The organism is Erwinia sp. B116 (genome assembly GCF_002865965.1).
Taxonomy (GTDB): domain Bacteria; phylum Pseudomonadota; class Gammaproteobacteria; order Enterobacterales; family Enterobacteriaceae; genus Erwinia.
In genome coordinates this window covers 30,230-55,076 of the sequence record NZ_JRZZ01000029.1, presented here as the reverse complement: position 1 = coordinate 55,076, position 24,847 = coordinate 30,230, and the positions used below count along the sequence as shown (strand labels likewise).

At 59.3% G+C, this 24,847-nt stretch carries 23 protein-coding genes and 1 pseudogene; 16 read left to right on the top strand and 8 right to left on the bottom strand.

Annotation, left to right across the window (positions count from 1 at the left end):
- Positions 1-104 (top strand): annotated as a pseudogene (locus NV64_RS24165) (hypothetical protein); the annotation flags it as partial.
- A 478-nt stretch (positions 105-582) separates the two neighbouring features.
- A complete protein-coding gene (locus tag NV64_RS17230) occupies positions 583-1,941 on the top strand; it encodes an APC family permease (protein ID WP_056233212.1) in 1,359 nt (452 codons plus the stop codon).
- Between the two features lie 346 nt (positions 1,942-2,287).
- Here the strand turns inward: NV64_RS17230 and sbcB are convergent, their stop codons facing one another.
- The gene (gene sbcB, locus NV64_RS17225) at positions 2,288-3,715 is read right to left on the bottom strand and encodes an exodeoxyribonuclease I (protein WP_101506412.1); all 1,428 of its coding nucleotides are present in this window, start codon (positions 3,713-3,715) and stop codon (positions 2,288-2,290) included.
- 578 nt (positions 3,716-4,293) lie between these two features.
- Between sbcB and dacD the strand changes: the two genes are divergently transcribed.
- Positions 4,294-5,469: a serine-type D-Ala-D-Ala carboxypeptidase DacD gene (gene dacD, locus NV64_RS17220; protein WP_199177688.1), complete on the top strand. Its 1,176-nt coding sequence runs from the start codon at positions 4,294-4,296 to the stop codon at positions 5,467-5,469.
- Between the two features lie 65 nt (positions 5,470-5,534).
- Here the strand turns inward: dacD and NV64_RS17215 are convergent, their stop codons facing one another.
- Positions 5,535-5,996 carry a hypothetical protein gene (locus NV64_RS17215; RefSeq protein WP_146005513.1) on the bottom strand — a complete coding sequence of 154 codons (462 nt, stop codon included), beginning with the start codon at positions 5,994-5,996 and terminating at the stop codon, positions 5,535-5,537.
- A gap of 15 nt (positions 5,997-6,011) precedes the next feature.
- On the opposite strand from NV64_RS17215, the gene NV64_RS17210 reads away from it, so the two are divergent.
- The 4 genes from NV64_RS17210 (at position 6,012) to NV64_RS17195 (ending at position 9,794) form a co-directional block, all read left to right on the top strand.
- A complete protein-coding gene (locus NV64_RS17210; RefSeq protein WP_056233474.1) occupies positions 6,012-6,911 on the top strand; it encodes a LysR family transcriptional regulator in 900 nt (299 codons plus the stop codon).
- 65 nt (positions 6,912-6,976) lie between these two features.
- The gene (locus NV64_RS17205) at positions 6,977-8,017 is read left to right on the top strand and encodes a MerR family transcriptional regulator (RefSeq protein WP_056233090.1); all 1,041 of its coding nucleotides are present in this window, start codon (positions 6,977-6,979) and stop codon (positions 8,015-8,017) included.
- A gap of 207 nt (positions 8,018-8,224) precedes the next feature.
- Positions 8,225-9,283, top strand: coding sequence for an FUSC family protein (locus tag NV64_RS17200; protein ID WP_056233471.1), 1,059 nt, complete (start codon positions 8,225-8,227; stop codon positions 9,281-9,283).
- A 190-nt stretch (positions 9,284-9,473) separates the two neighbouring features.
- On the top strand, positions 9,474-9,794 hold the full coding sequence (locus NV64_RS17195; protein WP_056233087.1) for a DUF496 family protein: 321 nt from the start codon (positions 9,474-9,476) through the stop codon (positions 9,792-9,794).
- 102 nt (positions 9,795-9,896) lie between these two features.
- On the opposite strand, the gene NV64_RS17190 is transcribed toward NV64_RS17195, so the two are convergent.
- Positions 9,897-11,471, bottom strand: coding sequence for a S10 family peptidase (locus NV64_RS17190; protein WP_101506410.1), 1,575 nt, complete (start codon positions 11,469-11,471; stop codon positions 9,897-9,899).
- A gap of 299 nt (positions 11,472-11,770) precedes the next feature.
- On the opposite strand from NV64_RS17190, the gene NV64_RS17185 reads away from it, so the two are divergent.
- From NV64_RS17185 to NV64_RS17175, 3 genes are all read left to right on the top strand, one after another.
- The gene (locus tag NV64_RS17185; RefSeq protein ID WP_101506409.1) at positions 11,771-12,319 is read left to right on the top strand and encodes a DUF1440 domain-containing protein; all 549 of its coding nucleotides are present in this window, start codon (positions 11,771-11,773) and stop codon (positions 12,317-12,319) included.
- Between the two features lie 154 nt (positions 12,320-12,473).
- Positions 12,474-13,367, top strand: a complete 894-nt coding sequence (locus NV64_RS17180; RefSeq protein WP_101506408.1) for a Kdo hydroxylase family protein — start codon at positions 12,474-12,476, stop codon at positions 13,365-13,367.
- An 85-nt stretch (positions 13,368-13,452) separates the two neighbouring features.
- The gene (locus NV64_RS17175) at positions 13,453-14,928 is read left to right on the top strand and encodes an EmmdR/YeeO family multidrug/toxin efflux MATE transporter (protein ID WP_101506407.1); all 1,476 of its coding nucleotides are present in this window, start codon (positions 13,453-13,455) and stop codon (positions 14,926-14,928) included.
- Positions 14,929-15,001: 73 nt separating this feature from the next.
- On the opposite strand, the gene NV64_RS17170 is transcribed toward NV64_RS17175, so the two are convergent.
- Positions 15,002-15,232, bottom strand: a complete 231-nt coding sequence (locus NV64_RS17170) for a hypothetical protein (RefSeq protein WP_101506406.1) — start codon at positions 15,230-15,232, stop codon at positions 15,002-15,004.
- Positions 15,233-15,341: 109 nt separating this feature from the next.
- On the opposite strand from NV64_RS17170, the gene NV64_RS17165 reads away from it, so the two are divergent.
- From NV64_RS17165 to phnE (NV64_RS17140), 6 genes are all read left to right on the top strand, one after another.
- Entirely contained in the window at positions 15,342-16,124 is a 783-nt protein-coding gene (locus tag NV64_RS17165) for a siderophore-interacting protein (RefSeq protein ID WP_056233075.1), read from the top strand.
- A 55-nt stretch (positions 16,125-16,179) separates the two neighbouring features.
- On the top strand, positions 16,180-16,719 hold the full coding sequence (locus NV64_RS17160; RefSeq protein ID WP_072166281.1) for a PadR family transcriptional regulator: 540 nt from the start codon (positions 16,180-16,182) through the stop codon (positions 16,717-16,719).
- Between the two features lie 879 nt (positions 16,720-17,598).
- Entirely contained in the window at positions 17,599-18,432 is an 834-nt protein-coding gene (gene phnC, locus NV64_RS17155) for a phosphonate ABC transporter ATP-binding protein (protein ID WP_056233071.1), read from the top strand.
- 26 nt (positions 18,433-18,458) lie between these two features.
- The gene (gene phnD, locus NV64_RS17150; protein WP_101506405.1) at positions 18,459-19,382 is read left to right on the top strand and encodes a phosphonate ABC transporter substrate-binding protein; all 924 of its coding nucleotides are present in this window, start codon (positions 18,459-18,461) and stop codon (positions 19,380-19,382) included.
- Between the two features lie 60 nt (positions 19,383-19,442).
- Positions 19,443-20,312: a phosphonate ABC transporter, permease protein PhnE gene (phnE, locus tag NV64_RS17145; protein WP_101506404.1), complete on the top strand. Its 870-nt coding sequence runs from the start codon at positions 19,443-19,445 to the stop codon at positions 20,310-20,312.
- The gene (gene phnE / locus NV64_RS17140; RefSeq protein WP_101506403.1) at positions 20,309-21,199 is read left to right on the top strand and encodes a phosphonate ABC transporter, permease protein PhnE; all 891 of its coding nucleotides are present in this window, start codon (positions 20,309-20,311) and stop codon (positions 21,197-21,199) included. Before phnE (NV64_RS17145) ends, phnE (NV64_RS17140) begins: the two co-directional genes overlap by 4 nt.
- A gap of 180 nt (positions 21,200-21,379) precedes the next feature.
- Here phnE (NV64_RS17140) and NV64_RS17135 read toward each other — a convergent pair whose 3' ends face one another.
- From NV64_RS17135 to NV64_RS17120, 4 genes are all read right to left on the bottom strand, one after another.
- The gene (locus tag NV64_RS17135; protein WP_056233063.1) at positions 21,380-22,204 is read right to left on the bottom strand and encodes a glycosyltransferase family 8 protein; all 825 of its coding nucleotides are present in this window, start codon (positions 22,202-22,204) and stop codon (positions 21,380-21,382) included.
- A complete protein-coding gene (locus NV64_RS17130) occupies positions 22,201-23,589 on the bottom strand; it encodes a D-arabinono-1,4-lactone oxidase (protein ID WP_101506402.1) in 1,389 nt (462 codons plus the stop codon). The genes NV64_RS17135 and NV64_RS17130 overlap by 4 nt, the downstream gene beginning before the upstream one ends.
- Positions 23,590-23,718: 129 nt before the next feature.
- On the bottom strand, positions 23,719-24,357 hold the full coding sequence (locus NV64_RS17125; RefSeq protein WP_056233058.1) for a TetR/AcrR family transcriptional regulator: 639 nt from the start codon (positions 24,355-24,357) through the stop codon (positions 23,719-23,721).
- Positions 24,358-24,518: 161 nt separating this feature from the next.
- On the bottom strand, positions 24,519-24,847 hold a 329-nt coding region (locus NV64_RS17120), incomplete at its 5' end, for a helix-turn-helix transcriptional regulator (RefSeq protein ID WP_158239903.1).

Sequence of the window (24,847 nt, the reverse complement as noted above, 5' to 3'; positions counted from 1 at the left end):
AGCGCTTTGCCTTTGTCTGGCACAGCTGTAAGTACCATGAACTGATGCATTTCGAGCGGCTGGTTACCGCCACTGAAATTGACTGGATGCTGAAAAACGCCTGAGGGTAGCGTACGGGTTGCCAGGGCCCGTAAGCCCGAACAGACGCAGGTATCCGCTTTTGTTGTGAATAATTGTTACCGCCCGGCAAAGGGGCTTGCCATCGCGCGCTATTTTGGGGCAAAATATTGCCTCTGCAAAAAGAAGACCATCGCAACCGACGCTGATTTACTCCGGCGGCCGGTTTTTTTTTGTGCAGGAAAACGCAATTTCGCACCAAACGAGGCCGGTTAAATGCCGGATAGATAGTCGCTTTTACATACGCGTAGAGACGTGTTTTTACTGAGGAAACAACAATGGGGCAACACCACCTTACTCCCGTCAGCGCCGGTATCCGCCAGCGCGACGACTACGGCGCCGCGTCAGGTTTCACCTGCACCCCCGCCCGTACTACTCTGACACCTCAAATGAAAAACTCGCGCACTACGCGACGTTTCCCTGTGGTTCAACCCGGCAAGGTTGACGCTATGGGGAGGCTGAGCCATGTCGCTTAATACCTCCGCGCAGCCACGCGCACACCTGAAAAAAACGCTGACGTTGTTGCCTGTCGTAATGATGGGGCTGGCCTATATGCAGCCTATGACATTGTTCGATACTTTTGGCATCGTTTCCGGCCTGACCGATGGTCACGTGGCTACCGCATACGCATTTGCGCTGATTGCTATTCTGTTCACCGCGCTGAGCTACGGCCAGCTGGTGCGTCGCTTCCCGTCCGCGGGTTCGGCGTATACATACGCACAGAAGGCGATCAGCCCCCACGTCGGCTTTATGGTCGGCTGGTCTTCGCTGCTTGATTATCTGTTTATGCCGATGATCAACATTCTGCTGGCGAAGATTTACTGGGAAGCGCTGGTTCCCGGCGTCCCTTCCTGGATCTTTGTGGTTCTGCTGGTCGGCTTTATGACCCTCTCTAACCTGAAGGGCATTAAAACCGTCGCCAACTTTAACAGCGTTATCGTGGTGCTGCAGGTCGCGGTCATGGTCGCCATTATGGCGATGGTGGTCTGGGGCGTGGCGCACGGCGAAGGGGCCGGTACGCTGGTCAGCACTAAGCCGTTCTGGTCGGAGAACGCCCACGTGGTGCCGATGATCACCGGGGCGACGATACTCTGCTTCTCGTTCCTCGGCTTTGACGGCATCAGTTCGCTGTCGGAAGAGACCAAAGACGCTGGCCGGGTGATCCCGAAAGCCATCTTCCTCACCGCGCTGATTGGTGGGGTGATCTTTGTGGTGGTCTCCTACTTCCTGCAGCTCTACTTCCCGGATATCTCACGCTTCAAGGATCCGGACGCGTCGCAGCCAGAAATCATGCTCTACGTGGCGGGTAAAGCCTTCCAGTTCGGCATTCTGATCTTCTCCTGCGTCACCGTGCTGGCCTCCGGCATGGCCGCCCACGCGGGCGTTTCGCGTCTGATGTACGTGATGGGCCGTGATGGCGTGTTCCCGGAGCGTTTCTTCGGTTACATTCATCCGAAGTGGCGCACCCCGTCGCTGAACGTGCTGCTGGTGGGTGCGATCGCGCTGCTGTCGATCAGCATGGACCTGGTCACCGCGACCGCGCTGATTAACTTCGGTGCGCTGGTGGCGTTTACCTTCGTTAACCTGTCGGTGATTTCGCAGTTCTGGATCCGTGAAAAGCGTAACAAAACGCTGAAGGACAACGTCACCTTCCTGATCCTGCCGCTGCTCGGTGCGCTGACCGTGGGCGCGCTGTGGGTTAACCTGGAGGAGAGCTCGATGGTGCTCGGCCTGATCTGGGGCGCGGTTGGCCTGATCTACCTGGCCTTTGTCACCCGCAGCTTCCGTAACCCGGTGCCGCAGTGCAGTGAAGATTTGATGTAATCCACTGACTGACTGAATGAATGTTAGTGTTAAGGGCGCCGCTGGCGCCCTTTTTATTTGTGGCTGGTTCGGGTTGCCTGTTAACCGCCTTCCCGTGGTATGCCGCCTGATATCACAGCGCCTTGCTCAGGGAGCCTGTACACTCCGTAAAGACGCAAAAAACGTCATCCCTGACGGCTCAGCACGGGCCCTCCATGGCCCGTGATGCTTTACTCCGTGTACAGGCTCCCATCGCGTCAGGTTCTGTGTCGTCTGCTGGTCATCGGTGGGTTCGGTGAATGACTTCCATCGCTTTAGATGTGGTACGTCCCTGGGAAGGAATTGTCTGCGATCCCGGGGCAGGGCGTCAGGAAACCAGTTCGCGGCCGTACTCAAACAGCGCCTTAAGTTGACTCAGTTTCGCCTCATCCCCTTCATGCTGGCTGGCCAGCATCTCCAGCTCCTGCAGATAATTCTGTACCCGCTCCGGGCTGAGCGCTTCGCGGCGGTGCTGCAGCCAGCGCTGCTGCTCGGCGTCGTCCAGCGTGCCGGGGAAGTTGCGCGCGCGGAAGCGGAACAGCAGCTTCTCTATGCGCGCGTCGTTAAAGGTGATATCCAGCGCCGGCAGATGGGCAGGGGGCGTCTGGCGAATAATGTTCATCGCCTGGCGATCGGCATCGCTGAAGAAGCCGTTATACAGCTGCGCATCCACGTCATCTGAAGCGGCAAACGGTTCGGCCTCGGCATACAGCGCCACCACTTTTTCACGGATTTCCGGGTGCTGGCGCAGCAGGGCGAGATTTGCCAGACAGCGCTGACGGTCCACCCCCAGCCGTTCGGCATCTTCCGGGCGCAGGGTATTGGCCGGGGCCACCACCGGGCACTTGTTGATATGCAGCAGCTTCAGCGGCACCGGCGCCAGGTCACCCAGTTCATCACGGCGGGTATACAGCCGTTCACGCAGCTGTGTTGCGTCCAGCTCCAGCAGCGGGGTGAGATCGCCGGCCAGGTCGCAGGTGATCAGCGCGTTGCGGTTATCCGGGTGCCAGGCCAGCGGCGCAACCCAGCTGGTATTGCCGCGCGCCGCGCCGAACATGCCGGAGATATGCACCAGCGGCTTCATCTGAGGAATATCAATCAGCGTGCCGATCTTCTGCTTACTGCGGTGGCTGAACAGGAAATCGTACAGCCGCGGCTGCTTCTCCTTCACCAGCTTCGCCATGGCGATGGTCGCCCAGACGTCGGACATCGCGTCGTGGGCATTTTCATGCGCCACGCCGTTCGCGCGGGTCAGGTGCTCCAGGCGGAAGCTCGGGAAGCCGTCATCGTTTTCCGGCCAGTTGATGCCGTCCGGGCGCAGCGCATAGCAGGCGCGCATCACGTCCAGCAGATCCCAGCGGCTGTTGCCGTGCTGCCAGCTCCAGGCGTACGGATCGTAGAAGTTGCGGTACAGCAGGTTGCGGGTCACTTCATCGTCGAAACGCACGTTGTTGTAGCCGACCACGCAGGTATTCGGCTGGCTGAACAGCTGGTGAATGCGCTGGGTAAACTCCGCCTCGCTGACGCCGCGCGCCCGCGCCACCTGTGGGGTGATGCCGGTAATCATCACCGCTTCCGGCTGCGGCAGATAGTCGTCGGCAGGCCGGCAGTAAAACACCTCCGGCTCGCCGATCGGGTTGAAATCCAGATCGGTGCGGATCGCCGCAAACTGCGCAGGGCGGTCCAGCGACGGACTTTTACCGAAGGTTTCGTAATCGTGAAAGAGGAAGGTAGGCTGTGCAGTTTCGTTCTTCAAATTTTAAATCCGTTCAGTTTTGTTCAATAACCTGTTGATTCGAAAGCGTTAACACTAACTCTTCCACCTTTTTTACTACCGTGCGCGTTGACAGTGATTTGCTGCTATTCGCAGAGGTACATGCCATTTCTTGTACCCAATATGTACAGAATACACGTTTAGCCGTGTACCAAAAATTATCGGGTTCTGAGCGACATCGAACACCGCTTTTTACATGGTAAACCATATTCCGGCACGGGCGAAATTTCAGATGTCGACGGGCTGAGCGCACGCATTCTGGTTATCAGCGCCCTGGTATTCCGTTGGTTCCGTTCAAGAGTGAAGCTCCGGATTACCGAAACCCCTTAGCCTGCTGCGCATCTGTGCTTTGCCTGAGGTATAAAGAAATCCTTGTCAGTTAATCAGGCAAAATCACCGGTATAAGTTGTGCAACGTCCTGATGCAGGCTGTTGTTGAATATAAAAATCGGCTAATTCGCTGAATAAACACATTTTCTTGCAATTAAGACACACACTGCCACACCAGATCCCGTACAACAGGCGCAGTTTTTTACCTGTTGAGCAATGAGGATTAAGGTGTTGAAGAAGCGTCATGTAGCAAGTTTAACGGTGGCTGTGCTGGTGAGCAGCGTTGCCCACGCCGATAGCGGTGCACCCGCGCTGGCCTTTCCCCTGACGCCACCGGCGATTGACGCCGCTTCCTGGGTGCTGATGGACGCCACCACCGGGCAGATCCTCACCGCCGGTAATCCCGATGAACACCGTAACCCGGCCAGCCTGACCAAGCTGATGACCGGCTATGTGGTCGATCGCGCTATCGATCAGAAGCGTATCACCCGCGATGATATGGTCACCGTGGGCCAGGATGCCTGGGGGGCCGGTAACCCGGTGTTTAAAGGCTCGTCGCTGATGTTCCTTAAACCCGGCGAAAAGGTCTCGGTACGCGATCTGAGCCGTGGGGTGATTATCGACTCCGGCAACGACGCCTGCGTGGCGCTGGCCGACTACGTGGCGGGCAGTCAGGCAAACTTTGTCACCATGATGAACCACTACGTCGACAAACTCGGGCTGAGCAACACCCACTTTGAAACCGTACACGGGCTGGACGCGCCGGGGCAGTTCACCACCGCGCGTGACCTGGCGGTGCTGTCGCGCGCGATCATCAGCGGCGAACCGGACTTCTACCAGATGTACAGCGAGAAGTCGCTGAGCTGGAACGGCATCACCCAGCAGAACCGCAACGGCCTGCTGTGGGATAAAACCCTGCACGTCGACGGCCTGAAAACCGGCCACACCGAAAGCGCCGGCTTTAATATTATCGCCTCCAGCACCGAGGGGCAGCGCCGCCTGATTGCGGTGATTATGGGTGGGAAAAGCCCGAAAGGCCGTGAAGAGCAGGCGCGTAAGCTGCTGACCTGGGGCCAGAACAGCTTCGACACCGTGCAGCTGTTCCACGCCGGTAAAGAGATCGGCCACGAGAACGTCTGGTACGGCAACCCGCACCGCGTTTCACTGGGCAGTGAAAAGGACGTCTATCTCTCCCTGCCGCGCGATGAGGTGCAGAAGGTAAAGGCGAAGTACGTTATCGACCGCAAAGACCTGGAAGCGCCGCTGAAGCTGCACGAGCAGGTCGGCACCATCCGCCTGGTGGAGGGCGATAAGGAGCTGGCCAGCTATCCGCTGGTGACGCTGCAACCTGTAGAGCAGGCCGGAATTATTACCCGCATCACCGACTATATTAAGCAGAAGCTGTAACGGCGGCAGAATAAGTCGGGCCGCGCTGGACGCGGCCCGATAAGTTGCCTGATTGAACTTATGCCTCAGTCAGACCTGGACGGTGGTGATATCCTTACTTTCTCAGTCATCTGATGGTTTTTTAATTCTTTAATTTTCAGAATTAAAATTCGCTCCCAGATAATCAGTACTGCAGTGAAGATCACCAGCCAGCGCCTATCAGGGATGTTCCAGCAGATAACAGCGAAAAAACATGCCGCAAGAAGAATGACGATAATGTTGCCTGCCTTGCTGCTGAAAATGATGGTTTTTATCTCCAGGTCGATCAGTTTATTGAGCACCTTTTTCCCCTTTTGACTCTGCATGTGATTTACCTGCCGGGATAAACACGCTGAGAGCTCGCTCCCTGGCCTGCTTCTGCCCACGTCTGACAGCATCGTAATTTGTCCGGCACCGTCATACAGATACGCCGCACGAATATCCCTTATATCCTGCAGCCAGCTGATTTCACAGGCAATCTGTGCCAGAATAACCGACACATCCCCCAACAAGTGAACCTGCCTGTGCTGAAAGATCTGCGCGATGTCGCCCTGTTTAACGCAATTGTCAGCAGCGGGTCGCTCTCTGCCGCCGGGCGTCAGCTTGGCCTGTCGCTGGCGGTGGTCAGCAAGCGCCTGACCCAGATGGAGCAGCAGCTCGGGGTGCGGCTGTTCCACCGCACCACGCGGCACGTGTCGCTGACCGACGAAGGGCTGGTATTCTCCGAACACGCGCAGCGTTTGCAGCACGAGCTGGAGGCGATCGACAACGCGCTGGCCAACCGGCTGGACCGCGCCAGCGGCACGCTGCGCATCACCGCCAGCCACAGCATGGGGCGCATCTGGCTGGCGCCGATCGTCAACGACTTTATGCTGGAGCACCCCAGCGTCAACGTGCAGCTGCACCTCAGTGACCGGGTGATCGACCTGGCCGCCAGCGGCTACGACCTGGCGATCCGCTACGGCGCGCTGGCCGACTCACGGCTGGTGGCGCGCGAACTGGCGGGCAACCGCCGCGTGCTCTGCGCCTCCCCGGCCTATGCCGCCCGTCACGGATTGCCGCAAACCCTGGAAGAACTCAGCGCCCATCAGTGCATCGTTACCGGTGATACCGGCATCACCGAGTGGCGCTTTGGCAGCGGCGAGCAGCAGCGCAGCGTGCCGATCTGCGCCCGCCTGCAGGTCAACACCGGCGAGGCGTCCCACGCGCTGGCGCTGCACGGGGCAGGCATCGCCATGAAGTCGATCTGGGACGTGGCCGGCGACCTGCGCAGCGGCGCGCTGCTGCCGGTACTGGAGAACTACCCGCTGCCGGCCGCGCCGCTGCACGCCATCTGGCTGAGCGGCCGTCACCAGCCGCCGCGCGTGCGGCTGTTTATTGAGCGGCTGCGGCAGCACCTGGCGCACTCCTGGCAACATTTTTAACCCCGCGCTTGACCCTTACGCCACGTCAGGCTTTAGCCTTAGCCCGGTAATAACAGGAGAGCACGATGTTACTGAAACCCGGTGAGCTGGCAAAACGTTCCGGCCTGACCATCCGCACGCTGCACTACTACCATCAGATCGCGCTGCTGGTGCCTTCCGCGCGCAGCGCGGCCGGTTACCGGCTTTACAGCCGCGAGGATGTCAGCCGCCTGCACCGCATTCAGGCGCTGCGGCGGCTGGGGGTGTCGCTGGCGGAGATCCAGGCGGTGCTCGATCGGCCCTCATCGGCGTTGACGCCACTGATTGCTCAGCAACTCACGGCGCTGGATCGGCAGCTGGCGGAAATCACCGCGCTGCGCGGCCGCCTGCTGACGCTGCACCAGCAGCTGCAGGCGGGTAAAGATCCGGAGCTTAACGACTGGCTGACCACGCTGGAGATGATGACTATGTACGACAACTATTTTACCGCTGATGAGCTGCACCAGCTGCCGTTCTGCCAGCCCGATGCGGCCCGTGAAGCCGAGTGGCGCGAGATGACCGGGCAGGTACAGACGCTGATGGCGGCGGGCGTTGCAGCGGAAGCCGACGATGCGCAGCAGCTGGCGCGCCGCTGGATGCGCTGCCTGGAGCGTGATACCGGCGGCAACCCGCAGTTTCTCGCGAAGCTGAACGCGATGCACGAGGAGCAGCCGGCGATGCGCGAGCTGAGCGGCGTGACTCCGGCGATCGCCGCGTATATCACCCGGGCGTTTGCCGAGAGCAAGCTGCAGATCTACCGCCGCTATCTGGATGACAATGAATACGCCTATGTTCGTGCGCACTATTTTGACCGTATCAACGAGTGGCCTGAACTGATTGCCCGTTTTAAAACGGCGATGGAGCAGCAGGTGGCGGCAGAGTCGCCGCAGGCGGCAGCGCTGGCCCGCCGCTGGCTGGAGCTGTTTCACTCCTGGGCGGGGGATAACCCGGCCACGCAGCAGAAGATCCGTACCGCAATGGAGCAGCAGCCGACGCTGACTGAAGGCACCTGGCTGACGCCGGCGCTGCTGGACTACCTGCGAGCCGCCATCGCCGCCCTGTTCAGTTCGCCAGGTGGTCAGGGCTGAGGTGTTTACCGGTATTATGTTGATTTAACGTTAATAAAATCAATCCGATGGTACGTGGTGGTAACGTTTCTGTTATCACCCGCCGCTGCGATGGTTTTTTCTGCCCGGCGGGCTGAAATTCCGCCAAAAATCCGCCGCCGGCGCCTGTTCAGGCGCGGCGTTTCGGTTATCATGTCGCGCCATTCCCTTGGTTTTATGGAGCCAGACGTGCGACCCGACCAGCCGGTTTCTGCCCTGCAGTTCAGCGTTTACCGCAATTACCGTACCGTGCACGGCATCCGCATTGCGCTGGCGTTTATCCTCACCTTTCTGTTTGTGCGCCTGCTGCAGATCCCGGAAGGCAGCTGGCCGCTGATTACCCTGGTGGTGGTGATGGGGCCGATCTCATCGTGGGGCAGCGTGTTTCCCCGCGCGCTGCAGCGCATCGGCGGCACGATTTTTGGCTCGCTGTCCGGGCTGATTGCGCTAAAGCTGGAGCTGATCTCCCTGCCGGTGATGCTGGTGTGGTGCGCAATCGTGATGTTTATCAGCGGCTTTTACACGCTGGGTAAACACCCCTATATGGCGCTGCTGATCGGCATTACCCTGGCGGTGATCTGCGGCGGCAGGCCGGGGGATATGACCAGCGCGCTGTGGCGCGGCGGTGACGTGATCCTCGGCAGCCTGCTGGCGCTGCTGTTTACCAGCATCTGGCCGCAGAAGGCCTGGACCCACTGGCGCATTCAGCTCTCGGACGCGCTGCTGGAGACCGCCAAACTCTACCACGCCGGGTTTACGCCCAACCAGGTGCAGCAGCCGCGGCTGAACCGGCCGCTGCAGCGCCTGCTGGGCAAGGTGGTAAAAATGCGCGCGCTGCTGGAGCCGGCCAGCAAAGAGACGCGCATTCCGCGTTCGGTGTTTGAAGCGATCCAGACGCAGAACCGCAACCTGGTCTGCACCCTTGAGCTGCAGCTCAACGCCTGGTGGTCGTCACGTGAAAGCCATCTGATTATGCTGCATGCCCCGGCGCTGCGGCGCTGGCAGCAGACCAGCGAAGAGACGCTGCGCGCGCTCTCCCGCGCGCTGATCGACGGTAACGGTGAAAAAATTGCCCTCAGCGGGGAAGCGCTGGCGGAAATCAGCGCCGAGCTGCGCCAGCTGATCGCCGACTCCGGCAACGATCCGCGGGTGGAAACGCCGATCTACGGTTACCTGTGGTTAAGCCTGGAAATGGCCCGCCAGCTGGAGCGGCTGGCCGAACTGATCCGCCTGGCGATGCGAAAATAAAAACGATTCAGCAAGTACTTACTGCGAGAATAACGTCTTCAGGGTAAGATAAGCGCTATCCGATTCTGCAAAGTGATAATTGCCATCGGCAGCGGTACGCCGCTAAGCTGAGGTACCCAACAGCGCTCAGCCTGGGTATTGGTCACGACAATGTTGCCTGTGATTACAGGCCCAAATGAAAGGTGTCTTCATGGAAAATGCAAAGCAATCGTTTCAGGACGTACTTGAGTTCGTACGGATGTTCCGCCGCAAGAATAAACTGCAGCGTGAAATTCACGATAACGAGAAAAAAATTCGTGATAACCAGAAGCGCGTGCTGCTGCTCGACAACCTGAGCGAGTACATCAAACCGGGCATGAGCGTGGAAGCCATTCAGGAGATCATCGCCAGCATGCGTGTGGATTACGAAGATCGCGTTGATGACTACATCATCAAAAACGCTGACCTGTCGAAAGAGCGTCGTGACCTGTCGAAAAAACTGAAAGCGATGGGTGAACCGAAGCCTGAGTAACCCTCTGCTTGCTGCACGTCCTGTGGATCCTTGCGAATCTACGGGGCGTGCAGCCAGGGCTGCGTTTCGTTCTCCACTGTAGGTCAGGGTATTTATCAGGCCTCAGCTGCCTGTATTGCCAATAAAAGCGCTGATATCGGCGTGTAATTTCTTTAGCCCGGCTTCATCAGCGTAGGGCAGATGCCCGGATTCCCCTGCAGAATAAGAGATGTTTTTCATCAGGCTGTCAGGCACAGGCAGATGCATCATGTCGTAACGGGCGACATACCACGGTGTCGACAGGTCATAAATTCCCCCCATCACCAGCACCCTCATTGCTGGATTCATTTTCATCACCTGCGCCAGATCCGGTAACAGATTAAAGCGGCCAACGCCCCTCTCGCTGTTCAAATTCCAGTACCAGGACGCGTCAGTGCTGACGTGATAATCTTCGTCACTTTGCCAGCGCAGGCTACTTTGCAGATAGCGGTGAAACTGCGCAACCAGCGAGGGGCCCAGGGTACCTGGCAGGGGATCATAGTCGGCTGGCATACTAAGAGAATCAATCTCAGGGCCGCTGTAGCGGGTATCGTATTTGCTCACCACCTGACCACTGTTCTGCAACAGCCGTTTGACGAAGGCATCCACGCTAAGCCGCAGATTAGCCCGCAGCCAGACATCTGCCGGAATAGCCGTGAACTGCGAGAGCTGGCGTGCGATTTGCAGGCGATCTGCCTTTTTTAACGCGTTGCCCTGTATCAGCGCCTGCGCATAAGGGCCATTGGCAAACGTCTCAACCTGTTGCAGCAGGGCAGGCAAGTTCTGGAAACCGGCTGCCAGCCGGTGATAGTACCATGCGGTGGCCGCATAGCTCGGCAGCGTCAGGAAGTAGCTCTGATCGATGCCGGGATTATTCCCCGCATCATTATTATCAATATTGAAGTTAAGAAAGGCTGATAGCAGGATGATGCCATTTACATCGATTTCCCGTTTCTTCAACTCCTGTGCCAGCGCTATGGTTCGCGTTGTGCCGTAGCTTTCACCCAGCAGATATTTCGGCGCGTCCCAGCGCTGGTAAGTGGTAAGAAACTGCACGATAAACTGGGTAAAAGCCCCCGCATCGCCCCTGATACTGTAAACGCTTTTCGCACTGTCTGCTTTCTGTTGTGCCCGTTCCTCTGCGCTGCCGGCATTGCTTATAAAACGGCTGTAACCGGTGCCGGGTGCGTCAATGAAAACCAAATCGCTGACGTCCAGCAAGCTGAAAGTGTTATCCTTTAACGGCGTTGATGTGAGCTGATTTGTTTGCGGTGGAATGAGCGCTACCCGCTTCGGCCCCAGTGCTGCCATATGCAGCCAGACAGAAGCGGACCCCGGTCCGCCATTATAGATGAAGGTGATCGGGCGGATACGATCGCCTCGCTGAGTCTTCTTAAAGTAGGCGACATAAAACAGGCTGATAACCGGTTCCTGCACATCACTGGTGTTGAGATTCATCAGACCGGTTTCAGCCAGGTAGGGAATCTTGTTCCCGCCAACGGTCACCGTCCCTTCGCTGGCAATGCTCTGGTGGGGCAGAGGCGTCTGATTCGTTTCAGCCGGTTGCGCGTCTGCCTGGTACGCGCAACTCACGTTGCTGAATACGCTGAGGATCAACAGCATTGCGGCGCTCAGCACTCCCCTGACGATACTGTTCATAGTTCTGTTTCCTCCCTGGGTTGATGTCCATGCACCTTAGCCAGCTTCAGCTGAACTTCTCGTCAATGGTTGGTTTTTTTTGGGCAGATTAATGCGCAAACAATCGCCAGTTTCTGTCTGCATCTCCCTGGCCATTGTCTGACAGCCGCGTTCAAAAATGCCTGCCCGGCGGTCAGACAACGGGCGTTTCCTGTTGCCTTAATCCGTGCAGAAAGCGGCGTTGACGTGGGTCAATATGGCCTCTGACTGCCCGCGTTAGCATGAGTGAAACTTATTTTTCATCTCATAAAGGGTATGCAATGCTGCAAATAAAAACTAACCGTCAGGTCATCCTCTGGACCACGCTGGTTGGCGGATTTATCAGTTCGCTGGTGAAATGGGGTTCGGAAGTGAATATGCCGCCGCGTATGGCCGGTGAGATTTCGCCGCCCGGCGCGCATATTGATGCCTGGCTGGGCTGGCTGGGGATCAACTCCCACTCGCTGGACTACCTCTATCAGGGCATCAACGTGCCCGGCGCGGTAACGCTCTACCACTGGCTGTTCAGCTTTGCCTTTGCGCTGGTCTATGTGGTCGGCTCCGTGTACTGGCCGAAAATCCGCCTGGGGTTCGGCGCGCTGTATGGCGTAATCATCACGGTGGTGATGCATGGCCTGCTGATACCTCTGCTCGGCTTCCGCAACCCGGTCTACGCGGACGGCGCGACCGGCTGGCTATGGCACCTGAACGCGGCCGAGCTGAGCAGCGAAATCCTCGGCCATATCTACTGGTCGGTGTCGATTGAGATCTGCATGATTGCGGTGCTGGCGTATTTCGCCCGGCCGATTCGCGGCCGCTGGGTGCGCTAGCTGGCCCTTACGCAGGGCCAGCGTTTAGCTTTTACTGCGGTGCTGTCCTTCGGCGGATGCTAAACGAGCGCCGTTGAGCCGGGGTTGAATTTAACGATATCGGCTTCCCTATACTGTCCTGCCACTTTCACGGGTTGCACCTTAAGGATAGCCGATGTCTGACCCTCAATTATCCCCTGAACGGGCGACGCTGTCGCTGCCGCTTACCCACTGGGCTCAGCCCTGCGAACAGGATGCGCTGGGCGCGCTGGAGCAGGGCAAAGTACTGCTGCTGCCCGCGCTGGGTTTCGCGCTACAGGCGCAGGAGCTGGCGCTGCTGACCCCTGCATTAGTCGATCCCAAACGTAAAAATATCAGCTACAACGCGCAGAGCGGCAGGCTGCGTGGCCTGGCCAGCGGCGACAACGCGGCGGCGGTCAGCGCGCTGCTGGCGCGTTATCACCGCGACTGCCTGCAGCTGGTCGCCAACCTGTTTCCTGCCTGGCATCAGCGGCTGCATACGCCGGTCAACACGCTGCGCCTGCACCCGGTCAATGCCTGGCGCGCAGCCAGCTCATGGCGCAAAGACGACAGCCGGCTGCACGTGGATGCCTTCCCCTCCCGGCCGAATCACGGCCAACGTATTCTGCGCATTTTCACCAATATCAACCCGCACGGTGAAAGCCGTCAGTGGCGCATCGGTGAACCCTTTCCGCGGCTGGTGCAACGTTTTCTGCCACGGCTGAAGGGCTACTCGCCGTGGATCTGCCGTCTGCAGCGGCAGCTGGGTATCACCAGAGGCTTGCGCAGCCACTATGACCACCTGATGCTGCAACTGCACGATGCGATGAAGGCCGACGGCGACTATCAGCAGCACGGGCCGCAGCTGGCGCTGGAACTGCCGGCGGGCAGCAGCTGGATCTGTTTCTCCGACCAGACACCCCACGCGGCGATGGCCGGGCAGTATCTGCTGGAGCAGACGTTTTTACTGGCGGTAGCGGATATGCAGCAGGCGGATAACGCGCCGTTGCGGGTGCTTGAGAATCACCTGGGGAAAGCGCTGGTGTAACAAAAAAGATTTTGCATAATCCGGCACGCTTTACCATCATATCTGTGATCCTTCCTTCGATTGCTAATTATTAGCTGGTACAACCGTGCAAAAACTCACCGACTCGCTGCTGCAGGCCGTCAGGCGCAGCGCGTGGTACCCGAAAAGACGCTCTTATCGGGTGCTGTTCTGGCGTGAAATTACGCCGCTGGCCGTGCCGATTTTCTTTGAGAACCTGTGTGTGCTGCTGATGGGTGTGCTCAGCACCTTCCTGGTCAGCTGGCTGGGCAAGGAGGCAATGGCCGGGGTCGGGCTGGCCGACAGCTTCAACATGGTGGTGATCTCCTTCTTTGCGGCTATTGACCTCGGCACCACTGTGGTGGTGGCCTTCAGCCTCGGCAAGCTCAAACGCGAACGTGCGCTGGCCGCTACCCGGCAGTCGCTGGTGATCATGACGCTGTTTGCGGTGCTGCTGGCGATAGCCATTGAGTTTATCGGCCCGCAAATCATCGACCTGATCGCCGGGGCGGCCGAGCCGGAGGTCAAGATGATGGCGCTCTCCTATCTGCAGATCAGCGCCTGGAGCTACCCGGCGGCGGCGATTGCCCTGATCGGCTGCGGCGCGCTGCGTGGGGCGGGGAACACCAAAATCCCGATGCTGATCAACGGCGGTATGAACATCCTCAATATCGCCATCAGCAGCGTGCTGATTTACGGCTGCTTCTCGTGGGACGGGCTGGGTTTTATCGGTGCCGGTCTTGGCCTGACTATCTCACGCTATATCGGCGCGGCGGCGGTGATCTATGTGCTGATGATCGGCTTTGTGCCGGTACTGAAAATCTCACTTAAGAGCTACTTCAGCCGTCTGGATATCGGCATCCTGCGCGAGGTGCTGGGCATCGGCGTACCGGCCAGCATTGAGTCGGTGCTGTTTAACGGCGGCAAGCTGCTGACCCAGGTGTTTGTCGCCGGAATGGGCACCGACGTGATCGCCGGCAACTTTATCGCCTTCTCTATCGCCTCGATGATCAACCTGCCGGGCAATGCGCTGGCCTCGGCGGGCACCATTATCGTCGGCTCGCGGCTTGGCCGTGGCCAGCTGCTTCAGCCGGAGCGCCAGCTGCGGCATATTTTCTGGATGTCCACCATCGCGCTCTCCCTGCTGGCCTTCCTGACGGTGCCGTTTGCCGGTGTGCTGGCCGCGTTCTATACCGAAGATCCGGCGGTGATCGAGGTGGTCAAAACGCTGGTCTGGCTTAACGCCGCCTTCATGCCATTCTGGGCGGCCTCGTGGGTCTTGCCCGCCGGGCTTAAAGGCGCACGTGACGCCCGTTACACCATGTGGGTGTCGCTGCTCAGCATGTGGGGCGGGCGTATCGTGGCGGGCTATCTGCTTGGCATCGTGCTCGGGTTTGGCGTGGTCGGCATCTGGCTGGGCATGGTGATTGACTGGATGATCCGGGGGCGCTGCTTCTGGCGACGGCTCGACAGCGGCCGCTGGCTGTGGCAGTACCGTCCGCAGGCGGAGAGGGCGGAGAGGGCGGAGAGTGGGGATAACACGGAAAGTAAACCGGCAGAGTGAGGCAATGGCTGTCCAGCTCAGCACATGCTGCCGGCAGTTTTCTGGCAGCAGTTAGCCAGCGCTGCGGGGGCCGTTACCGGTTGCCCGGCTGCAGGTGAGCGCTGTTGCCCGGCCGCCAGTCGCTGGTGCTGCGGGCAAACGCTTGTGCCCCGACTGCCAGCCACCGGCGCTGCAGGTGAACGCTGTTGCCCGGCTGCCAGCCGTTGGCGCTGCGGGCAAACGCTTGTGCCCCGACTGCCAGCCGCCCGCGCTGCAGGTGAGCGCTGTTGCCCCTGACCGCTGCTGAATAAGCACGGATTGTCAACAAATCTGCCAGCGTCCGGCGAAATGCTGCTTGCGCGTAAGATATATCATAGATATATTTTTATCCTCAAATAAGAATCATTCCATTTCCGATTACCAGGAGAACCACCATGTCCGAAACGTCCAGCCGGTTGCCAGAACGCGTGCGTAATGAACTGCGCTTCCGCCAGTTAACCGTCACCGCAAAAACCCGCATCGCTGACAGCTTCTGGCGCATTGACTTCAGCGGCGCCGACCTGGCGGGTTTCACCTCGCCAGGCTTTGACGACCATATCAAGGTATTTTTCCCGGATGCCGCCAGCGGCATACTGTCATTGCCAGAGGTTACGGCCGACGGCGTGGTGTGGAAAGAGGGCGCGCGTCCGGTCTCGCGCGACTATACACCGCTGTTTTTTGACGCGGAGCAGCAAACCCTGACCCTCGATTTTTATATTCACGACGGCGGCGTTGCCAGCGGCTGGGCGGACAGGGCGCAGATCGGTGATGCGCTGGCCATTGGCGGCCCGCGCGGTTCGCTGGTGGTACCGGAAGATTACAGGTTCCAGCTTTACGTCACCGACGAGAGCGGCCTGCCGGCCTTTAAGCGCCGTAATCTGACCCAGACCGCGCAGCTGAGCCACCTGTACGCCTTCGCCGATCCGGCACCCGGCGCGGCCTACCTGGAGGTGCATAACGATCTGCACGTTCACTGGCTGGGCAGCGGCCATATGCAGGGCCCACACATCGATACGTTGATTAACACCCTGGATACGGTAACGATCCCGTCTGATGACTACTTTATCTGGCTTACCGGGGAGGGTGAGGCGGTAAAAAAACTCAGCGATTACTTTATCGGCCAGCGCGGCTGTGATGAACGCTTCGTGCGTGCTGTGGCATACTGGCACAACAAGTAAGGTTTACGCCGCCCGCGCTGGGCGGCACGTTGATGCTTTTTACCTCAGGCCGCTGATGAAACATTCCTCCTCTCTGCCCCAGCCCGGCGTCGATGCGCCATCCTCCTGCGGCGAACCGCGCCGCCGCCGGCGTGAAAAGATGCTCGACGCTGGCGATCTGCGGCTGCTGGTGTTGCATTTTCTCAGCCACAGCCCGGCGCACGGTTATGAGCTGATCAAGTCTATTGAAGATCTCTCCGGCGGTGAGTACAGCCCCAGCCCCGGCATGATCTACCCGGCGCTGACGCTGCTGGAAGAGACACAGCAGATCGCGGTGCTGGATGTGCAGGCGGCGCGTAAAGCCTACCGCTTACTGCCGGAGGGCCAGGCCACGCTGCAGCAGCAGGCACCGCTGCTGGCGCAGGCGATGCAGCGGCTGGCTTCGCTGGCGGTGCTGGTGCACAACCGCCGCCTGCCGGAGATAGAGCGGGCGATCCACAATTTCAAAACGGCGCTGAACGGCCGTCTGGCACAGCCGGGCATCTCCCGGCAGACGCTGTATGCGATCGTTGACGCGCTGGACGACGCAGCAAAGAAGATAGAACGCAGCGAGTAACCTGCACGCCCGGCTAACCTTTTCACCCGCGTCCTCCCTGTCGGGTGTTGTGTTGCTGTCTTAAAGGCGTGGCTTTTTGCTCTGATGGCAGGGTGGGCTGTTGCGTTGCTGTCTTAAAGGCGCAGCTTCCTGTTCTGGTGACGGGTTCGGCCGCGGGCGAAAAGAACGCCGGGACGCTGCAAGTACGTCCCTGTAAGCTCGGGCGGCGCTCCCTGCGCCGCACGCCCGGCTAACCTTTTCACCCGCGTCCTCCCTGTTAGCTGTTGTGTTGCTGTTAAGGGCGTCGCTTTTCGGCAGGATACCGAAGATTAAGTAGTGGAAGCTGTTTGATTTGGTTTTGATTTGGTTTGATTTGGTTTGATTTGGTTTGGTTTGATTTGGTTTGATTTGGTTTGATTTAGTTTGATTTTGTTTATTTAATTTTTTTGTATGGTTTTAAAACAGCGACGCAGAAAATAACAGGCAATCGGGGTTTATCCGGATAAGCGGACCTTCGGGCACATGGACGTGCCCGGCAGAGCCCAGGGACGTTACTGGCGTGTCCGCGTTCCGGATAAACCCCGATTAGCCGTGCACCAAAACCTGAAGCGACCCGGCCCAAAAGCCACACCCCGACAGGCCAGGCACGGGACCCGAAGCGACCTGCGGCCCGGAAGCCACACCCTGACAGGCCAGGCACAGGAACCCGAAGCGACCAGCGGCCCGGAAGCCACACCCTGACAGGCCAGGCACCGAAACCTGAAGCCACCTTTGGCCGCAGGCCCCCGCCCAGAATGCCCGGCTGTCTTTTTTCCATCACTTCCCCGTCATTAAATCGTCATCGCGCTAACCCTTAATAGGGCGCACCACGGCACCCGCCGGATCAACGACGGTAACACTATGGCACAGGCACTGTTAAAAATTGCCCACCAGCACAACTCGGCCCCGCACACGGCAGCCAGGGTCAAAGTGCTGGCAGTAAACGGACTCGGCAAAGCCTACGGCACGCAAACCCGCGTCCTGCACGACATCAATTTCGACCTGCACGCCGGTGAACTGGTTGCGGTCATCGGCCGCTCCGGTGCCGGAAAATCTACCCTGCTGCACGTCCTCAACGGCACCCTCCCGGCCAGCGAAGGCGAAATCGTCAACTTCCAGGACAACGGCCAGCAGCAGAACATCGTTGAGCTGAACGCCAGGCAAATGCGCCAGTGGCGCAGCGAATGCGGCATGATCTTCCAGGACTTCTGCCTGGTCCCGCGCCTTGACGTGCTGACCAATGTTCTGCTTGGCCGCCTCAGCCAGACCTCCACGCTCAAATCATTCTTCAAAGTCTTCCCGGACGCCGACCGCGCCCGCGCCATCGGCCTGCTCGAATGGCTCAACATGCTGCCGCAGGCGCTGCAGCGCGCGGAAAACCTCTCCGGCGGCCAGATGCAGCGCGTGGCGATCTGCCGGGCGCTAATGCAAAACCCCAAAATACTGCTGGCCGACGAACCGGTCGCCTCGCTCGATCCGAAAAACACCCGCCGCATCATGGACGTCCTGCGCCAGGTCAGTGAAAACGGCATCAGCGTCATGGTCAACCTGCACTCGGTCGAACTGGTCAGAGAGTACTGCACCCGCGCCATTGGCATCGCCAAAGGACGCATTGTTTTCGACGGACACCCGTCACAGCTGAACGACGACCTTCTCCATACCCTGTATGGCGAAGAACTGAACCAACCTCACTAACACCTTTTGGGATACGGAACACAGCAATGAAAAAAATCTTCGTCGCCGCCGCAGTAATCAGCACCCTGTCCGCTAACGTCAGTGCTGCCGATGCGCCAAAGGAGCTGAATCTGGGCATTCTGGGCGGGCAAAACGCCACCCAGCAGATCGGTGATAACCAGTGTGTGAAAGATTTCTTCGACAAAGAGCTGAGCGTTGACACCAAACTGCGCAACTCGTCCGACTACTCTGGCGTCATCCAGGGACTGATCGGCGGCAAAGTGGATATGGTGCTGAGCATGTCACCCTCCTCGTTTGCCTCGGTCTATATCAACGACCCGAAAGCGGTGGACGTGGTCGGCATCGTGGTGGATGACAAGGACCAATCGCGCGGCTACCACTCCGTGGTGGTGGTCAAGGCCGACAGCCCGTACCAGAAACTGGAAGACCTGAAGGGCAAAGCCTTTGGTATGGCTGACCCGGACTCTACCTCCGGCTTCCTGTTCCCGAACCAGAGCTTCAAAAAGCTGTTCGGCGGCACGGTTGACGACAAATACAACGGCTTCTTCTCCAGCGTTACCTTCTCCGGCGGCCACGAGCAGGACGTACTGGGCGTGCTGAACGGCCAGTTCGACGGTGCGGTCACCTGGGCCTCAATGATTGGTGACCACAACACCGGCTACACCAGCGGCGCCTTCACCCGTATGATCCGCGCCGGCCAGCCGGACCTGATGAAAAAAGTACGCATCATCTGGCAGTCGCCGCTGATCCCCAACGGCCCGATCCTGGTCAGCAACAAACTGCCGGCCGATTTCAAGGCGAAGCTGATCACCGCGATCAAGAAGCTGGATAAAGAGAACCACAGCTGCTTCGTGAAAGCCGTCGGCGGTGCCCAGCACATTGGTGAAGCGACCGTGGCCGACTACCAGACCGTGATTGATATGAAGCGTGAGCTGACCAAAGCCCGTTAATCACCGCCTTACCTTCTGCATTCAGGGGCCGGATCTCCGGCCCTTTTCTCAGGGTTACCCATGACAAATCCCGACTTCGAACGTTATTACCAGCAGGTGCGCGGCCGGCAAAAGCGCGACACGCTGCTGTGGTCGCTGGTGCTGGTGCTGCTCTATCTGGCCTCCGGGTATATGGCCGAATTTAACCTGCACACCATCTGGGTCTCGCTGCCCAACTTCTTCGACTACCTCGCCGAAACCATTCCGCGGCTGAACGTCGCGCTGCTGTTTGCCGACGGCCATACCGAAGGATCGCTGGCGTACTGGGGCTACCGCCTGCACATCCAGCTGCCGCTGATCTGGGAAACGCTGCAGCTGGCGCTCGGTGCCACCCTGCTGTCGGTGATGATTGCCGCGGTGCTCGGCTTTCTGGCGGCCAACAATACCGGCACGCCGCGCGGCGTCAGCTTCGCCATCCGCTCGCTGGTGGCCTTCTTACGCACCATGCCGGAGCTGGCGTGGGCGGTAATGTTTGTCATGGCCTTTGGTATCGGGGTGATCCCCGGTTTCCTGGCGCTGGCGCTGCACACCGTCGGCAGCCTGACCAAACTGTTCTATGAGGCGATTGAAAGCGCCTCCGACAAGCCGGTGCGCGGGCTGGCGGCATGCGGCGCATCCCGCGTGCAGCGCATGCGCTTCGCGCTGTGGCCGCAGGTGAAACCGGCGTTTCTCTCCTACGGCTTTATGCGTCTGGAGATCAACTTCCGCCAGTCGACCATTCTCGGGCTGGTGGGGGCAGGGGGCATCGGCCAGGAGCTGATGACCAACATTAAACTGGATCGCTACGATCAGGTCAGCATGACGCTGCTGCTGATCATCGTGGTGGTGACGCTGCTTGACACCTTCTCCGGGCGTCTGCGTCAGCGCGTAGTGGAAGGGAGCAAAGCATGATCGGTCTGATCGGTACGGAACAGCTGGAGCGCATGCGCGCGCAGCACCAGGCGCTGTTTTCTCTGCAGCGCCGCTATCTGCAGCGCATCTGCCTGATCGCCGCGGCGATCCTGCTGTGGTACGTCTGGTTCTTCGTCACCTTTGGCATCAGCTGGCAGCAGCTGACGGTGGGAATGACCCAGCTGGGCCACTACTTCCTGCGCATGTTTGTCTGGCATGACGTGGCCAGCTGGCCGTTCGCCTACTACTTTACGCAGATCTTTATCACCATCGCTATCGTGTTTGCCGGCACCATTACCGCCACGCTGCTGGCGCTGCCGCTGTCGTTCCTGGCGGCGCGTAACGTGATGACCGGGCCGCTGCTGCGTCCGCTGGCGCTGGTGATCCGCCGTCTGCTGGACGTAATGCGCGGCATTGATATGGCGATCTGGGGGCTTATCTTCGTGCGCGCGGTGGGCATGGGGCCGCTGGCCGGGGTACTGGCGATCGTGATGCAGGACGTCGGGCTGTTGGGTAAACTTTACGCCGAAGGCCACGAAGCGGTGGATCGCTCGCCGGGACGCGGGCTGAACGCGGTGGGAGCCAACGCGCTGCAGAAGCATCGCTACGGCATATTCACGCAGTCGTTCCCCGCCTTCCTGGCGCTAAGCCTGTATCAGATCGAGTCCAACACCCGCTCGGCGGCGGTGCTCGGCTTTGTCGGCGCGGGCGGTGTTGGCCTGATCTACGCTGAGAATATGCGCCTGTGGAACTGGGACGTGGTGATGTTTATCACCCTGATTCTGGTGGTGGTGGTGATGACCATGGACACCCTCTCCGCGAAGCTGCGCAAACGCTATATCAGCGGCCAGCCGGTGCCGCTGTTTACGCCGGAACCGGTGCGTTAAGGGGCTGAGACAGGTGGCATACCGCCATCGTCGCCCCGGCGGGCGGAGCCTTCAGGACAACGTGCCGGGTGGATTACCCGGCTTCCCGCCAGCCACACTTTTCAGAGCTGTGGCTGCAAGGGCAGACGCGGGTGAGGCGTTGCTGACTAACCCGACGCGCCGCCTGTTTTTTGCGGCCATTTACAGGCCAGCGGCCACCTGCCACCAGGCCTTATCCAGCGCATAGTAGCGGCTCTGCGGATCGGGCTGCTGCTGCCACGGTTTATCGATAATGTAGTGGATGTTCTTCACCCGATCGATATCCCAGACGGCCGGGTGCTGATGCGGCAGGGTCTTCAGCGCGTTATAAATATACGGCAGCGGCTGCCAGCGGTTGCGGTAGAACTGGTTCAGGAAGTCCTGCTCGGCAAACAGATAGCCGGAGAGGTCGTCCAGCGCCGCCAACTGCGCCAGCATCTGGTCAAACACCTGCTGGTCCGGCGTCAGCAGCAGAAAACCGCCATTCAGATAGTTATCCACTTTATCCGGCTGCTCAACGTGATCCACCCCACGGCAAACGCTGTAGAAGCAGTTTTCCGGCACCCAGTCGGCGGGGTAGCTGGCAATCTGATTCGGGTTGCAGCGACAGGCGTGGCAGGCGGCAATGGTGCCCGGTGCCAGCGGCAGGCCGAACAGCTCATCCATATTCTGCGTTACCAGCATATCGGCATCGAGAAAGGCGAGGCGGGAAAATTCGGTTAACTGCCACGCCCGCAGCTTACTCCACACCTCGGCAAAACGCGCGTTGGCGTAGCGGTTGGCCAGCTCAGGGTTGGGGCTGAGCGGAGCCACTTCGCGTATCAGTGCGCCCTCTGACTCCAGCTGCTGGCGTGCTGCGGGTGCGATATGCTCCGTGACCATCACCACCAGCGGATAACGGCTGTCGCTGAGCCGCAAAGAACGGTTCAGTGCGCGCACGCCGATCAGGTAGTCCGGCTGCGTCAGCAGGGTTGCCCATGCCATCATGCTGTGGCCTCCTTAAGCAGCTGCTGGCTGAAGGTGTTACTGAAACGGTGCTGCGGATCGAGCCGTTCGCGCACCGCCCGGAATGCCGCCAGCTGCGGGTAAATCCGATCCCAGTTATACAGTGAGGCGTCGAAGTATTTGCCCCAGTGCGGCCGGCCACCTTCTTCCGCCAGCAGTTTTTCCACCGCGGTGATAAACGCCAGCCCCTCTTCAGAGAGTGAACCGTCTTCAGCGTAATAGACCACAAAGCCAAAGAAGCAGCTGGCCTGCTGATACGCCGGACTCAGCCAGCTCTCCGACGCGCCCGTGCAGCGCAGGATCACCGGATAGTGCATATGCGGCTGTTCGTCGGCGTGCCAGCGCTTAATGCGTTCAATCACCGCCGGGGCGCGTTCGAGTGGGATGGCGATTTCAACGTTGATCTGCGGGGTGGCAATACCGCGACAGAATACCTGATAGATATCGCCGGTCACGTCGGTGAAGTCTTTAAAGCGGGTCACGGTGCGGAACGGCTTGCCGTTTTCATCGGTGATCTGCGTGTCGCTGCGCATATGCTCCAGCGTGCGGTCTACCGTCTGATTCATCGCATCGTTAGTTTCATGGTACTTCAGCAGATCGTCGCCGTTCAGGCGGTAGTTTTCCCGCTCTTCATCCGTGGCTTCCCGCGCCGCCCACAGATGCACCTGGTTTTCGCCGGGGAACCACCAGGCTTTGCTTAAGGCGTAGTCCTGGTTCCAGGTCAGCAGATCTTCCGCGAGCGAGTCAGCGCTGACCGCGCTTTTATGGCAGGTATAAATCCCCAGCGGGCAGGTGCGCAGGGTGACGGCGGTCACTGCACCCAGACAGCCCAGCCCCAGCTGTACGGCAGGGAAATCCGCGTGCTGACGATCGAATTCGGCGATGCTGCCGTCGGCCAGTACCATGCGGATTGCCAGCACCTCGTCGCCAATCGTGCTCTGTTGCAGCCCCTGGCCGTGGGTTCCCGTCGCCAGCGCACCGGCCAGCGTTTGTGCGGCGATAACGCCGGGGGAAGCCGGCAGCATACGGTTCATGCCGGTCAGCACCTCGTAGACTTCATGCAGCGGTGTGCCCCCCGCGAAGGTTGCGCTCTGTTCATTGCTGGCAAGCAGGCCGCGCAGCTGCGAGGTATCAATCAAACGGTCACCGGCATCGGCCAGCGCCAGCATTCTGCCGGGTGACATGCGGCTGCCCATAATACGCACCCTGCCATGACTGGCACACAACAACGCCTGCAGTTCGGCCTCACTGGCGGGGTAATCAATCTGGCTGATATGCGCCAGCGTGGCGTTCTGCGCCCAGTTCCACTGGCGCGAGGGGGACTCGGGCAGCTGCGGCTGGCGGCGGGGATAGCGTTCTTGCGTCATTGACGGCACCTCTTTAAGCCTGACTTTTGCGTACATCGTTACGCAACACAGTATTAAGGGTAGCCAGAAAACCCCGTTACGCAGACGTAACGGGGTAAAATTGTACATTACGGATTTATCTGTACAGATTTAACGGGCAGGGCGCAGGTAGCGCAGCGTCGCCTCCACCACCAGCTGGCGGTTACGGGCCACGCTCTGCTGTTCGCTCTCATCGCCGCCGAACAGGGTGTGAAAGGTGTAACGATTTGCAACATTATGCGTGCAGATACTGCTGATCAGGCGGTGGACGTCAACGGTCTGCACCTGTGGATCGAACTCGCCGCTCTGCTTACCGCGCACCAGCACGCTATCCAGTACGTCCAGCGCGCTCTGGTTCAGCGCCTTAATAGACGTCGACTGGCTGATATAACGGCCGCGCATCAGGTTCTCGCTGCACACCAGCCGCATAAAGTCCGGGTGGCTGATGTGATAATCAAAGCTGGCCTCGGCCAGCCGGGCAATCGCCTCGGTCGGTGACATCTCCGCCAGATTCAGTCCGCTCTCATGGGAACGGATCTCCTGATAGACCAGGTGCAGCACGTCAATATACAACTGCTCTTTGTTGCTGAAGTGGTACACCACCATGCGTTTGGTGGTCTTCGCATTTTCGGCAATCTGCTCCATGCGGGCGCCCTGCAGGCCGAACTCGGCAAAGGTGGTCAGGGCGCTGGCAAGAATGCGTTTTTTTAACCCTTCGGGATCGTTTTTACGTTTGGCGGGGGCGTTCATAGCGGGTGACAGTCCGTTCTCTATACTGTGGAAACCGCGCTCAGAGTACCCTCAGCCGGGGCAGTTTACAAATAGCGGTGCGCGGTCACGCAGCCTCGGGACGATAAAACGGCCGTACGCCGGCCGCCCGCGTAATTTCGACCGGTGTTGTGAGCGTTGGCTTAAATATCGCTATTGGCCTGTCTGCGCCGCCATTCGCTTGGCGAGCAGTGAAAGTAGTGGTTAAACACTTTGGCGAATTGCATCTGGCTGCCGTAGCCCACTGAATAAGCGATTACTTTCACCGGTAGTGACCGGTCAGCCAGCAGCGAGGTGGCCACATTCATACGCAGCTGCAGCAGATAGTGTTTTGGCCCGTAACCAAACTGTTGCTGAAACAACCGGCTGAGATAACTGCGGTCGATATTGCAGTATTCCGCCACCTCGGCAATGCTGAAATTGCGGTGGTAGTGGCGTTCAATATACTGCGTCGCGTTATCCAGATGCCGGC

Excerpts from the sequence above, each read along its gene's own strand:
- NV64_RS17165 (WP_056233075.1), top strand. The coding sequence starts at position 15,342 with ATGTCCGAAACGTCCAGCCGGTTGCCAGAACGCGTGCGTAATGAACTG.
- phnE (WP_101506404.1), top strand. The coding sequence starts at position 19,443 with ATGACAAATCCCGACTTCGAACGTTATTACCAGCAGGTGCGCGGCCGG.
- NV64_RS17230 (WP_056233212.1), top strand. The coding sequence starts at position 583 with ATGTCGCTTAATACCTCCGCGCAGCCACGCGCACACCTGAAAAAAACG.
- NV64_RS17190 (WP_101506410.1), bottom strand. The coding sequence starts at position 11,471 with ATGAACAGTATCGTCAGGGGAGTGCTGAGCGCCGCAATGCTGTTGATC.
- NV64_RS17125 (WP_056233058.1), bottom strand. The coding sequence starts at position 24,357 with ATGAACGCCCCCGCCAAACGTAAAAACGATCCCGAAGGGTTAAAAAAA.
- NV64_RS17185 (WP_101506409.1), top strand. The coding sequence starts at position 11,771 with ATGCTGCAAATAAAAACTAACCGTCAGGTCATCCTCTGGACCACGCTG.
- phnD (WP_101506405.1), top strand. The coding sequence starts at position 18,459 with ATGAAAAAAATCTTCGTCGCCGCCGCAGTAATCAGCACCCTGTCCGCT.
- NV64_RS17135 (WP_056233063.1), bottom strand. The coding sequence starts at position 22,204 with ATGATGGCATGGGCAACCCTGCTGACGCAGCCGGACTACCTGATCGGC.
- NV64_RS17195 (WP_056233087.1), top strand. The coding sequence starts at position 9,474 with ATGGAAAATGCAAAGCAATCGTTTCAGGACGTACTTGAGTTCGTACGG.
- NV64_RS17160 (WP_072166281.1), top strand. The coding sequence starts at position 16,180 with ATGAAACATTCCTCCTCTCTGCCCCAGCCCGGCGTCGATGCGCCATCC.
- NV64_RS17130 (WP_101506402.1), bottom strand. The coding sequence starts at position 23,589 with ATGACGCAAGAACGCTATCCCCGCCGCCAGCCGCAGCTGCCCGAGTCC.
- phnE (WP_101506403.1), top strand. The coding sequence starts at position 20,309 with ATGATCGGTCTGATCGGTACGGAACAGCTGGAGCGCATGCGCGCGCAG.
- NV64_RS17205 (WP_056233090.1), top strand. The coding sequence starts at position 6,977 with ATGTTACTGAAACCCGGTGAGCTGGCAAAACGTTCCGGCCTGACCATC.
- NV64_RS17180 (WP_101506408.1), top strand. The coding sequence starts at position 12,474 with ATGTCTGACCCTCAATTATCCCCTGAACGGGCGACGCTGTCGCTGCCG.
- phnC (WP_056233071.1), top strand. The coding sequence starts at position 17,599 with ATGGCACAGGCACTGTTAAAAATTGCCCACCAGCACAACTCGGCCCCG.